Origin of the sequence: Chryseobacterium sp., from assembly GCF_019236175.1 — a bacterium.
Taxonomy (GTDB): domain Bacteria; phylum Bacteroidota; class Bacteroidia; order Flavobacteriales; family Weeksellaceae; genus Chryseobacterium.
The window spans coordinates 311,707-325,174 of record NZ_JAFAJM010000024.1; the positions used below are offsets into that span (position 1 = coordinate 311,707).

The window sequence follows — 13,468 nt, forward strand, 5'->3', positions numbered from 1 at the left end:
CCAGCAGCTCTGATTTTTTATTTTATGAAGATCACAGATCTTAGTCTAGCCATCCCATTTCCTTCATCCATTCGTCATTGTAGATTTTCCCTACATATCTTGAACCATGATCATGAAGTAAAACAACAATAACATCATCTTTAGTAAACTGATCTTTCATCTGAACCAGAGATGCGATAGCACTTCCCGCAGAATAACCACAGAAAATCCCTTCTTCTTTAGCTAATTTTCTTGCGTAAACAGCTCCGTCTTTATCTGTTACTTTTTCAAAATGATCAATCACAGACATATCATAGTTTTCAGGAATGATATCTTCCCCGATTCCTTCAGTGATGTAGGTATAAGCGTGATCATAGTGAAGTTCTCCGGTTTCGTGGAACTCTTTAAGGATGGAACCGTAGGTATCCACCCCGATTACTTTAATATCCGGATTTTTCTCTTTGAAGAATGTTCCACATCCTGTAATGGTACCTCCTGTTCCGGCACCTACCACAAAGTGAGTCAGTTTTCCTTCAGTCTGTTCCCAGATTTCAGGCGCTGTAGATTCGTAATGAGCAGCTCTGTTTGATAAATTATCATATTGGTTGACATACCATCCGTTTTCTGTTTCTTTAGCCAGTCTTTTAGATACTGAATAATAAGAACGGGGGTCTGTAGGTTTTACATCGGTAGGACATACAATAACTTCAGCACCTACTGCACGAAGAATGTCACATTTTTCTTTGGATTGTTTAGAGTTGGTCACAAAGATACATTTGTAACCTTTGATGATCGCTGCAAGAGCCAGTCCCATTCCGGTATTACCTGAAGTCCCTTCAATGATAGTTCCTCCGGGTTTTAATCTGCCGTCTTTTTCAGCATCTTCGATCATTTTAAGAGCCATTCTGTCCTTTACGGAGTTTCCGGGATTGAAAGTCTCTACTTTTGCTAAAACCAGTGCAGGGAAATCTTCTCCCAATACATTATTAAGTTTTACCAGTGGTGTATTCCCTATAGTTTCAAGGATATTTTTTGCGTATTTCATAAATGTTTTATATGCGGTGCAAAGATAAGGCTTTTAAAATTATCTGTGCAGTGGATCTTAAGGCTGAGACCAGTGGAAAGCCATTCGAAAAGAGAATCTTTAATCAGCAACTATTCATTTTTAATTATACTTAATTGCTTTTACCGGAGAGATTTTACTGATCAGGTAACTTGGAATAATTAACGCCAGACCTGAAATAATAAGAATTCCTACAGAAATGGAGATAATTGCAATCGGATTAAGGTCTACGGGAACTGTACTTACATAATAATTTTCAGGATTCAGTTTGATGACTCCAAAGAACTTCTGGATCAGAATAAGTCCCAGTCCAATAGCGTTTCCGTATAAAAGTCCAGGAATCATAATAATCAGCGTATAGTTGATAAAAGTTGCTCTGATCTGAGAATTGCTTGCTCCTAATGTTTTAAGAAGACCAATTGAGTTTGTTCTTTCAATGATAAGAATTAAAAGAACCATAATAATATTGATAACGACTACAATCAGCATAATAATGATGATCAATGCGATATTAGTGTCAAAAATACTGATCCAGTCAGTAATTTGCGGAAATTTTTCAGTAGCTTTTTCAGCATAATTTTTATATCCGATCAGTTTTTCTATTTCCGGAAAATCTTTGTCGATATCGTTTACATTTTTCAGGAAAATATCAAGGCCGCCTATTTCATCAGGTTTCATATCCTGAATTTTTCTAACATGATTGATTCCGCCAATGACAAACTGATCATCGATCATTTTAATATCCGTTCTGTAAATTCCGATAATTCTGAATTTACGATACAATGGTTTTTGATCGGTTTTTAAAAAGACCGTAACAATACTGTCCTTCACTTTAAGGTGAAGATCATTGGCCACTTTTTGTGAAATAGCAACATCATTATTGAATCCTATTTCCGTTACTTTCGGAGTTGTTCCGGCAATAAGAAATTTCTTAAACCGTAAACTGTCAAAATCTTTCCCGATTCCTTTAAATATGATTCCTGCAAAATTATGCTCATTACGCATGACACCGGTAACCATAGCATATTTTTGAATACTTTCAACATCGGGAAGTTTTTTTATTTTCTGAATATCAAGTCCGTTATTATCCAGTATGGAAGTATTATAGGATGAATTAGACTGGGTAGATCTTACTGTAATATGACCGCTGAAATCTGCCAGTCTTTCTTTAATAGCTTTTTTGGAACCAAAACCGGTGGCTACGGTAATCAGGGAAACGATAATCCCTAAAGCTACGGAAAGCCTGCCAATGAAGATAATAACTCTTGAAAGGTTATTTTTGTTATCTTTGGATAATGCTATTTTTCTAGAGAAATATAAAGGAAATTTCAAGCTTATGAATTTAGATTTCAAAATTAAAAATTTACTTCTTATTTGCCTAATTTTTTTAGGAGGAATCAATCAATATTATTCTCAGACTCAAGTTCAATCGGATTTTAAAACCGGTGCCGATCAGCCCGAATTATATTTGCCATTGTTAAAAAATAAAACGGTAGGGGTAGTGACTAATCAAACGGGACTGATGAGTGACGGAACTCATTTGGTAGATTTTCTGGTAAAAAACAATATTAATGTTAAAGCTATTTTTGCCCCCGAGCATGGATTCAGAGGTGAGGCTGATGCAGGAGCAAAAGTGAAAAATGGAGTGGATATTAAAACAGGGATTCCTATTATTTCTTTATATGCCGCTAATAAAAAACCAAAGCCTGAACAGTTAAAAGGAATCGATATTGTTGTTTTTGATATTCAGGATGTAGGAGTGAGGTTCTATACCTATATTTCCACTTTAACCTACTTAATGGAAGCAGGAGGCGAAAATAATGTTGAAGTGATGGTATTAGACCGGCCTAATCCGCATGACGGGTATACAGACGGACCGGTATTAAGAAAAAAATGGACCAGCTTTGTAGGAATGCATGAAGTTCCTGTAGTTTATGGGCTTACCATAGGAGAGTACGGGAAAATGGTAAATGGAGAAAAATGGCTGAAAGATGGTGTTCAGGTAAAATATACGTTGATTCCAATGAAAAATTATCATAAAAAACAGCGTTATCCGATACTGGACAGGCCCTCGCCTAATTTACCGAACGATAAAGCCATCAACTTATATCCGAGTTTATGCTTTTTTGAAGGAACACAGGTGTCTGTAGGAAGAGGAACCGATCTTCCATTCCAGATATACGGGTCTCCATGGACGGAAGGCTTACCTTATCAGTTTACCCCAAAACCTAATTTCGGAGCTAAAGACCCCTTCCTGAACGGGAAGCTGTGCTATGGTGAAAATCTTTCGGATTATCCTACTGATCTTAGAGAACTGAACCTTGAATGGGTGATCAAAGCCTATAAAAATTATAAAAACCCTCAACAGGATTTCTTCTTAAAGAATTTATGGTTTGATACATTATCCGGAACTGATGAGCTGAGAAAACAAATTGTTGCAGGCAGATCAGTTCCGGAAATTAAGGCTTCATGGAAAAATGATTTGAATAATTTTGAAAAAATCAGAACCAAGTATATTATGTATGAAGACTAATCAAAATTCTGGGGCGGATTCTTGTCATTTCTACCTTTGTTAAGGATAAAAAGACCAATAGTTAACCCCACAACTCCTGCAAAAGCTGTCATCAGGGCCCGCTGTAATTTATCAGGAAGATCGTTCCCGATATAATTCATTAAAAAAAGGATTACAAACGTGATTACCGAAATGATAATATGATTTTTACCGAATGGTTTCATTGTATTATTTTAATTTGTACGAGATCATGACTCCCCCTCTGTAAGGGATGATTTCTCCGCTTTTATTGAATTTTTCTGCTCCGTCATAACGTTTGCCGGTTGTGCTGTCATATCCCTTATAAAATCCTTGAGAAGTTCCAACTGTAGCATAAATGTCAAGATTCCATCGGTCTGATAGTTGAAACTGATATCCACCCGTAACTCCAAGCATAACCGAATATCCCTTTTGGTAAATATCTGAATTTTTAACTCTATCGCCGTCATCTGTTAGAAAAACACCATCATTCCAATAATTCCATTTTTGGGCATTATAATATGCCATACTTAAATTTGCACCTATATACCAGTGTTTAAATGCTTCTTTAAAATAATATCGTCCTTCTACAGAAGCTGAATAAAACTGTAGTTTATGTCCTGCAAAAGATTTCCACGGAGAAATAAAAACATCTCCCTGAATGGTATATTTAGGACTCAGCTGTTTTTCTACTCCTACATTTAAAATTCCTATCGGAGCAAAGAGCGCATTGCCTTTCAGATATAAACTTTTATCCTGCCCTTGTTCCTGTTCCTGTGCGCTTATAGTTCCTGCAGCCAGGAAACCTAAAATACCTGCAAATAATTTATACTTCATCCGATCATGTTATTTTTTTATTTTATTTGGCTCAGCAAATCTTCAGCCAATTTTGAATCTTTATTATTCTGGAGAGCCATATTTTTTGACATTTCAGCATAATTCTGTGCCATTTCCTTATTTCCGGTCAGAAAATAAAGTCTGGCCAGAATATAAGTGTTTTCAGATGTCTCTCCGCGCATTACAGACTTTTCTGCCCATTCTGTAGCTTTCTTCAGTGATGAAGGTGTTTTTATATGATCGCTGAATACCCATGCGGCTCTCAAAAGCTCATTAGGCTCAAAAGCATCAGCATTTTTGTAATAGGCTAACGCTGCTTTTTCAAACTCGGGAAAATTGGCATTCTGCTCATAATAACTAAGTTTGGTCTGATTAAGTTTAGCCGTTGCAGCTTCTTTTCCAACCAGAGGTTCCGCAGCTTTCATAAAAACCTCATCATTGATTCTTTTATTTTTATCGTCAATAGACTGTTCTACTACTTTAGAGAGTCTCAGCTGGTTATCAAATTCTTTATAGGTCTCTTCGGGAAGAAATTTAATGATCTCCGCCTTTCTGGAAGCGAATACTGTATAGTTTTTGTCTTCTGTTGATTTTACAAAATAAAGCAGCAGATCTATTTCATCTTTTGAAAACTCCTCCGTCTTTTTTTTATTCTCAAAATATCTTTCAGAAGCTTTTTTCGCAAAATCGTAATCACTGCTGGAGTTAAGTTTCATTACATTAATCAGAAATTCAGGATCTTTTTCTCCATTGGCAAAACGTTCCTTTAAGGAGCCTTTTTTATTGCCGGGAGCATTAATGTCCTGTGCCATAGTTACAAACATTCCTGCATCCATATAACCGGTATTCTGAGAAACGAGATCTCCGTCACCATTTAAAAAAAGATAAGTAGGATAAGAACGTACTCCATATTTGGACGCAATATCTCTCCCTTCTCCCTTTTCCATATCAAATCTTGCATTGACGAAATTGGTATTGAAATAATCTCCCACATTTTTTTGAGTAAAAACATTTTTTTCCATCAATTTACATGGCCCGCACCAGGAAGCATAAGCATCGATGAAAACTAATTTCTTTTCCTTTTTAGCTTGAGCAATAATGTCCTTTAATGACTGGTCCTGGAATTGGATAGACTCCTGAGCGGAGATGATAACAGTACAAAAAATAGATATCCCGGAGATGATCTTTTTCATTTTCAAATAAGATTTGTAGGCGAAGATAATTAATTTTCAAAATATAAAAGGATGATTATCTGATCTACTATGCTATATTAACTAATTTTAAGACTTAAAGCAGCGCCCGTTTAATCAGGATCATATGAGTTCTCAAAATTATCCGAATCTAATTTTAATTCACCAATTGGTCCTGAAATCTTTGTTATATTTTTGCAAACGAATAATTTATCAGTAGGGAAATAACAATTTTAGAGAGATTTGAGTATTAATTTTAAACACACCTTATCCCAAAAATCCGCTTACATTGCCGCTTTATCTGTCTGTTTAATTGCAGTGATTGCATTTGCTGTTCTGAGTCTTTTAATTACCCGGGACAGCCGGAAAAATAATGAAGAATTTGCACGTAAAACTTTTGTCCGTAAATACGAGACGATAGAGAAGGAATTTAAAAATATTGAGGATTATCAATACCTGCTTCGTGCCTTAATTCAGAAAGACGGGTTAAAAAATTATCAGGAGTATTCTTCTGTTTTAAATGATCTCAACCGGAAAAGGGATTTACTTACATACAGCTGGTATTATTATAAAGACGGTTCCGCAAAATCTGCCAATACGGATATGTTATCCGATGTATTCAGAAATAAAGGGAAAGCGGAGAAGTTTGTTAAAATAAAAAATAGCGGGAAAGGGCATTTCAATGATTTTTTAATTACCCGTAAAGACAGTATTTTCTGGATAAGTTATGATTCTGTCGCCGTAGCTAAAAAAAAGAATACATTATATTATGGCTCTACTGTGAGTCTTGATGATCTTCACCAGTACTTTATCAATATTGACAAGATTCCCAATAATTATGCATATGTGTTTACCAAAGAAGGAATTTGTCTTACCCATCCTGAAAAGAAGTATTTAGGGAAAAATATTTTTGATTTTACAGATATCAAGCCTTCAGATACCATCTGCAGAATAACAGAGTTGGGATACACCGAAAGAAATACAAACTCTGAATATCTTAATGTTGAAGTGACAAGGTTTATAAAACCCCTGAAAACTGATAATTTTGAAGGATATGCGGTGGTGAATTCCGTTAATTTCCTTATTGATGAAAGCGTCAACAAAACCAGAACCTATACGGTATATATCTTTCTGGCGGCCTTATTTCTTATCGTCACTGTGTTTATTTTATTTCACAGGTCTACTAATATAGCCTATCAGGAAAAGGAAAAAATACAGTCTGAGAAAAATCTTTTGCTTATTGAGAATGAAAAGATGCACAAAGCAGAAGTGATCAATCAGCTGCAGCAGCTTAAAAACAATATCAATCCGCACTTTCTTTTCAATTCGCTCAATTCACTTTATATGCTGATCGGGATTAATAAGGAGAATGCACAAAAATTCACCATGAATCTTTCAAAGATCTACAGGTATCTTATTGTACCTCCAAAGGAAAATATTGTGCCTGTTTCACAGGAGATCAATTTTATCCGGCAATATATGGAGCTTTTGAAAAGCAGATTTGATGAAGAGCTGAGGTTTGAATTGATAATTACTCATGAAGAGAGTTTAGAAAAAAGAATTCCTTATTTATCACTTCAGATTGTTACAGAGAATGCAATCAAACATAATATTGCCACAATAGATCAGCCTTTAGAGATTGTTATTACAGTTGAAGAAAACGGGATTATCGTAAAGAATACCTGGCAACCTAAAACAGAGGCTGTACAGGGAGAGAAGTTTGGAATTGACTATTTGAATCAAGTTTATGGTTATTTTAAGAATGATTTTGTTAATATTTCCGTAAATGGTGAATATTTCATATGTTTTTTACCATTAATGAAGTGAAAATAAAAATCCATTCACTCCCGAAAAATTACCTCTCACTCCCTAATACACAGTATATGATTTTCTTTACCTATAGCTTTGCCTACTGAAACTAAGATATTTACTATTTGGAATGAATCGGACTATTTTAATGAAGAATTACAGACTGGCACTGTATTTAGGACTTGCATTGGCTTCACCATCAGTTCTTGCACAGAAAAAAGATACTGTAAAAACGACAAAAGAAAAAACTGATAAAACAGACATTTCTTCAAAAAAAACAAAAAAAATTGAAGATCTGATCAAGAAAGGAACTTATAAAAAAGGTCTTTTTAATACGATCCAGGTAAAGACGGATATTTATTTTGAAATTCCTGACAGCCTGATGGGACGTCAGTTTTTGGTCGTTAACAAATTATCTCAGGTACCTATGCAGGTAAATGAAGCAGGACTGAATAAGGGAATGAACTATGAAAATAAAATCATTTCTTTTCATCGTGATGCTGCAGCCAAAAAAGTCTGGGTCAGAACTTCCGAGGCTAAAGTGTCTTCTCCTAAAAATGACGCTATTACAAAATCTGTAAAAGATAATTTTTCGGAATCTATTATTGAGGTTTTTGATATTGAAGCTCAGAATAATGACTCTACCTCAGTGGCGATTAAAGTCAATAAAGTTTTTGACGGAAATCAAAAAAGCTTTAATGATGTTCTGGCTAATGTAGGATTAGGAGGATCAGTGAAATCAAGCCTTTCTTATATAGAAGGAGTGAAAACATTTCCACAGAATCTTGTTGTGAAATCTCAGCTGTCTACTTCTGTAAATGAAGGAGGTGTTGATTTACCGGTAACACTTGGTGTAACAACCAATCTGGTATTACTTTCTAAAACTCCGATGAAGCCGAGGATTTCGGATCCAAGGGTAGGTTTTTTCAGTGAAAAACACTGGTCATTTAACGATCAGCAGCAAAAAATGGACGAAAAGTTCTTCATCACAAGATGGAACTTAGAACCTAAAGATGAAGACAAAGAAAAATATCTGAAGGGGGAGCTGGTGGAACCTAAAAAACCGATTGTTTATTATATTGATCCGGCAACTCCTAAACAATGGCGTGAGAAAATCATTGCCGGAGTCTATGACTGGCAGGTAGCCTTTGAACAGGCAGGTTTCAAAAATGCAGTGGTTGCCAGAATGCCGGATGAAAAAGATGAAGATTTTGATATTGATGATGTAAGATATTCGGTGATTACCTATGCCGCTTCTCCTAAATCCAATGCGATGGGACCTTCTGTAGTAGATCCGAGAAGCGGAGAAATTATTGAAGCCGACATTATCTGGTGGCATAATGTAATGACTTCTCTTCATGACTGGATGAGAATTCAGACCGGTCCTATAGATCCGAAAGCAAGAGGAAATAAGTTTAGTGATGAACATATGGGAGAAGCGATCCGTTTCGTTTCTTCTCACGAAGTAGGACATACCTTCGGATTAAAACACAATATGGGAGCTTCTTTCGCTTTTCCGGTAGAGTCTCTCCGTTCAAAAGAATTCACAGATAAAATGGGCGGAACGGCTCCTTCTATCATGGATTATGCACGATACAACTACGTAGCTCAGCCTGAAGACGGGGTGACTGCTATTACCCCCAAAATAGGTATTTACGATAAATATGCTATAGAATGGGGATATCGTTGGTATCCTGATGAGTTCTCTGAGAAAAAGGCATTAAGAAATCTGATTGAAAAACATGAGGATGACCCTATGTATTTTTATGGAGAGCAGCAGAACTTTCTTGAGACAATTGATCCCCGCTCACAGTCTGAAGACCTGGGTGATGATGCGATGAAGGCCAGTGAGTATGGAATGAAAAACCTGAAGGTCGTTCTTGACAATCTTCTGAAATGGACTTACGAAGACGGTAAAGAATATACGGATGCAGGAAAACTGTATCTGGGTGTAATCGGACAATGGGATTTGTATACCGGTCATGTAATGGCTAATGTAGGAGGTATTTATCTGAACAATACGGTATTCGGTAATAAGAAAAAGGCCTATGAAGCAGTACCTGCCGAAACGCAGAAAAGAGCGGTAGATTATCTTGTTAAAAATGCAATTAACCTTCCGGAATGGTTATTCTTTAATCCGATCACAGAAAAAACCTATCCTGTTAAAAATTCCCCAATGGGGCCATTTGAACAGACTCCGTACACCTTGGCAAGAGGAATGCAGTACGCCAATATGTATTCTCTGTTTATGGATGACAGATTATTGAGACTGCTGGAAAATGAATTGAAACATGAAGTTTCAGGCTCGAAAGAAGAAATCTATACGGTAGAGAATTTATTTGATCAGGTAAGAACCGCCATTTTCAATAAAAGAGGAAGCCTTACTATTCTTGAAAAGATGGCTCAGAAAAACTATGTAGATGCTCTGATTGTTTCTGTCAATAAATTATTTGAAAAAACGGCAGTGAAAGCGTTAAAGTCAGATAATACCCTGAATATGCCACTGATCTGCAATTATCATGAAGAGGAGAATAAACTCAGAAACATCAATTATTCATCCATGAAAAGAGTTTCTGAAGTGACGACCTATAAAAGAGCAGAACTACATAAGGTACTGGATCTGCTAAACAGAACCAGATATAAAGGAGATGATGCTTCAAGAGCACATTACACGGACTTAATTATCCGTATAGAAGAGGCTTTAAATAAATAATCAGCTATGAAAAAAACTCTAATTCTTTTACCTCTTTTGGCTGCTAATATTGCATTGGCCCAACAAAAGAAAACCATCACAGGTAAAGTCCAGGACGGCAATACCTCACAAATAATTGCAGGAGCATCCATCAAAATTGAAACCCAGTCTGTTTCTGCAAAAACCAATCAGGACGGAATCATTGAAAGTGTTTCCATTGGTGCAATTACCGATAAAAACGGAAAATTTGTTTTAGAAATTCCTGCCGATACAAAATCAGTACTGGTCAGTTATCTTGGTTATGAATCCAGACTGATCCAGATTGATGAAGAGCAGACCAATTATAATGTTAACCTGATTCCTGTTGCAGGAGAGGTTTCTGACAAAAATAAGATTCAGGAAGTTATTATCACCGGATACCAGAAAATCGAAAAACGTAAACAAACTTCAGCGGTTGCTACAGTGAAAATGGATAATATCAACCAGGCCGGTGTAGCCAGTGTGGATCAGATGCTATCCGGTCAGATTGCCGGTGTGGTCGTTACTCCGGAAACAGGATCTCCGGGAGGTCCTGCGAAGATCAGAATACGTGGAACTGCCTCTTTATCCGGACCACAGGATCCCCTTTGGGTTATTGATGGTCTTCCGCTGGAAGGAAATGATGTACCGAACTTCAGCGATAAAGATAATATTGATCAGCTTCAGAACTTCTCTATCGCAGGACTTAACCCTAATGATATTGAAGATATCACTATTTTAAAAGATGCTGCGGCAACAGCCATCTACGGAGCAAGAGCAGCCAACGGGGTTATTTCCATTACCACTAAAAAAGGAAAAAGAGGAAGTATGAGATTAAACTTCTCGGCAGATACTTTCATTACCGCACGTCCGGATTTTGAAAAGCTTAACCTTTTGAACGCTTCTGAAAAAGTAGACCTTGAGCTGATGATGGCGAAACGTGCAGATCTGACCTACCGGGCTGATAAAGGAGAGGTAATGAGAATTCTGACTAAAAACGGGCAGCTTGATGCATTCAGAAACGGAGGATTTGATGCCATTAACGGTTTGTCCCAACAGCAGATCAACAGTCTGAGAAACAGCAATACAGACTGGGGAAAACTATTGTACAGAAATGCGATCAACAGACAGTACGGACTTAGCCTTTCAGGAGGAGGAGACCGCTCGGATTACTATTTCTCCCTTGGATACTATGATGAAGAAGGAACAACAATCGGAACAGGGTTTAAACGATATAACCTGACGCTGAAGAATAACTATAAAATCAGTGACAAATTAAATGCAGGAATCTCTATTTTCGGTACCCAGAGCGAGCGTTCATCATTCATGACTGATGCTGATGCAGCAGCCAGCCCTATTAATTACTCAAGAAATGCAAACCCTTATCTGACTCCTTACAATCCGGACGGAAGTTACAGATATGATCGTGATATCGATGGTTTTGCAGATCAGTACGTTCCTTTTAATTTCCTTGAAGAAAGAGAAAATACCGATTATACTCTGAAAAATCACTCTTTAAAGGCAATATTGGATTTAGAGTATAAAGTATCAAAAAGCCTGAGATTTACTTCACAGCTGGGTATACAGTATGATATCAATAAAACGGAGAAATATGCTGCCGAGAATACCTACTTTACCAGAAAGATGAGAGAAGGAACCCGTTATTATAAAGACGGAGCTTACCGCTATTTCCTTCCTGCAGGAGGGGTAAAACAAAACTGGGATAATGATTTTTTCCAATATAACTGGAAATTGCAGGGATTATACAGTACGAAAATCAATTCGGTACACGAAATTGATTTAATGGCCGGAATGGAAATCCGTAAAACAGAAGATAATACGACGGTGACCAGAGCATTCGGTTTTGACAAAATGACGAGAACATCTACTCCTATCATGTTCCCAAGTGCTAATGATGCAGCTAATAAAAAGTATGAAACCTACCGTGAAATGCCGCCAATAGAGAATGCTTATGCCTCTATGTTTGCCACGGCTTCTTACACCTATGACCAGAAATATACTTTTTTTGGAAGTGTAAGATACGACGGAACCAATTTATTCGGAGTGAATAAAAAATACAAATATCTTCCGATCTGGGCGGTATCAGGTTCTTGGCTGGTAACGAAAGAAAATTTCATGCAGAATATTACTGCGGTTTCTAACCTTAGATTAAGAGCATCATATGGTCTTCAGGGAAATATAGACCGTAATACATCGCCATTCTTCATCGGAGAATACAATTCGGCGGTTATTCTTCCGGGAGTAAAAGAAGATGTAATCAATGTGATCAGCCCGCCAAATGATAAACTGCGTTGGGAAAAGACAACCAATGTCAATCTGGGTATTGATTTAGGCTTATTCAAAAACAGAATCAACTTTACTGCTGATATCTACAGCAGAAAAGGAACTGATATGATCAGTATGAAAGAAACACCACTGGAGACAGGATTCGAATATACCATGGTCAATTGGGGAAGTCTTACCAATAAAGGTTTTGAATTAGCATTATCTACCAGAAATATTGATAAAGAGAATTTCAAGTGGTCCACTACAATTAATTTTGCACACAATAAAAGCAGGGTTCTTAGTGAGCAGCCGCGTGACAATGCGCAGCTTCCTTCCAGAGAAGGCCTTCCGGTGAATGCCGTTTTCGCTTTGAAAACCGCAGGAATAGATGAAAACGGAAATCCGATGTTCTGGAAAGGAAATGAAAAGGTAAAAGCTGAAGATTTCTTTAAATTGTATGATGTGTACGCAGATTTCCTTCCGGGAATGTTTGTACAATCGAAGTACTCAACAGCAGAAATGAGAGAGCTGTTCACATATATCGGAGACAGAGATCCGAAATTTACGGGAGGGATTATCAATACCTTTAAAATCAAGAATTTTGACTTTACCGTTTCCGCTACTTTCAATTTAAAACAGACCGTAATGAGATCACCATCTTACCGCGGAATGGATCTTGACAGGGGAAGAAATTATACGAGAGATATCTATCAGGCCGGATCTACACTTCCGGGAATCACAAGTCCCGATATGGAAAGCAATCCGGGATGGATGGCCAACAAATGGTTTGCAGGTAATGACTTCAATACCTACGGATTATTAGACATCTGGGCCAAAGAAATCAGCTATGTGAGAATCAGCAGCATCCGTTTAGGGTATACGCTTCCCAAAGCATTCACAAGTCCTATGGGAATCAACAGTCTGAGATTAAGCATTGAAGGCCGTAACCTGTTTGTTTTCAGTAACGGATATAAAGGATATTTCGATCCGGAAACCTATGGAAATATTTATGCGCAGCCTATTAGTAAATCTGTGACAATCGGATTTAATGTTTCTTTTTAAAA

At 37.0% G+C, this 13,468-nt stretch carries 9 protein-coding genes; 4 read left to right on the forward strand and 5 right to left on the reverse strand.

Going from position 1 to position 13,468, the window contains the following annotated elements:
* Positions 1-40: 40 nt before the first annotated feature.
* Entirely contained in the window at positions 41-1,024 is a 984-nt protein-coding gene (locus tag JO178_RS21345) for a pyridoxal-phosphate dependent enzyme (protein WP_291940346.1), read from the reverse strand.
* A 120-nt stretch (positions 1,025-1,144) separates the two neighbouring features.
* On the reverse strand, positions 1,145-2,374 hold the full coding sequence (locus tag JO178_RS21350) for an FtsX-like permease family protein (protein WP_291940349.1): 1,230 nt from the start codon (positions 2,372-2,374) through the stop codon (positions 1,145-1,147).
* 4 nt (positions 2,375-2,378) lie between these two features.
* Here JO178_RS21350 and JO178_RS21355 point away from each other — a divergent pair, with 4 nt between their 5' ends.
* Positions 2,379-3,575, forward strand: a complete 1,197-nt coding sequence (locus tag JO178_RS21355) for a DUF1343 domain-containing protein (RefSeq protein ID WP_291940351.1) — start codon at positions 2,379-2,381, stop codon at positions 3,573-3,575.
* On the opposite strand, the gene JO178_RS21360 is transcribed toward JO178_RS21355, so the two are convergent.
* The 3 genes from JO178_RS21360 to JO178_RS21370 are packed head-to-tail and all read right to left on the reverse strand — an operon-like array spanning position 3,572 to position 5,602.
* Positions 3,572-3,778 carry a hypothetical protein gene (locus JO178_RS21360; RefSeq protein WP_291940353.1) on the reverse strand — a complete coding sequence of 69 codons (207 nt, stop codon included), beginning with the start codon at positions 3,776-3,778 and terminating at the stop codon, positions 3,572-3,574. The genes JO178_RS21355 and JO178_RS21360 overlap by 4 nt on opposite strands.
* Positions 3,779-3,782: 4 nt before the next feature.
* The gene (locus tag JO178_RS21365) at positions 3,783-4,409 is read right to left on the reverse strand and encodes a DUF3575 domain-containing protein (protein ID WP_291940355.1); all 627 of its coding nucleotides are present in this window, start codon (positions 4,407-4,409) and stop codon (positions 3,783-3,785) included.
* A gap of 17 nt (positions 4,410-4,426) precedes the next feature.
* Positions 4,427-5,602: a thioredoxin fold domain-containing protein gene (locus tag JO178_RS21370; RefSeq protein ID WP_291940356.1), complete on the reverse strand. Its 1,176-nt coding sequence runs from the start codon at positions 5,600-5,602 to the stop codon at positions 4,427-4,429.
* A gap of 240 nt (positions 5,603-5,842) precedes the next feature.
* On the opposite strand from JO178_RS21370, the gene JO178_RS21375 reads away from it, so the two are divergent.
* The 3 genes from JO178_RS21375 to JO178_RS21385 all read left to right on the forward strand — a co-directional run bounded on the left by JO178_RS21375 (position 5,843) and on the right by JO178_RS21385 (position 13,466).
* Positions 5,843-7,426, forward strand: coding sequence for a histidine kinase (locus tag JO178_RS21375; protein WP_291940358.1), 1,584 nt, complete (start codon positions 5,843-5,845; stop codon positions 7,424-7,426).
* Positions 7,427-7,556: 130 nt separating this feature from the next.
* Positions 7,557-10,121: a zinc-dependent metalloprotease gene (locus JO178_RS21380; protein WP_291940360.1), complete on the forward strand. Its 2,565-nt coding sequence runs from the start codon at positions 7,557-7,559 to the stop codon at positions 10,119-10,121.
* Between the two features lie 6 nt (positions 10,122-10,127).
* A complete protein-coding gene (locus JO178_RS21385; protein ID WP_291940362.1) occupies positions 10,128-13,466 on the forward strand; it encodes a SusC/RagA family TonB-linked outer membrane protein in 3,339 nt (1,112 codons plus the stop codon).
* The last annotated feature ends 2 nt before the right edge of the window (positions 13,467-13,468 follow it).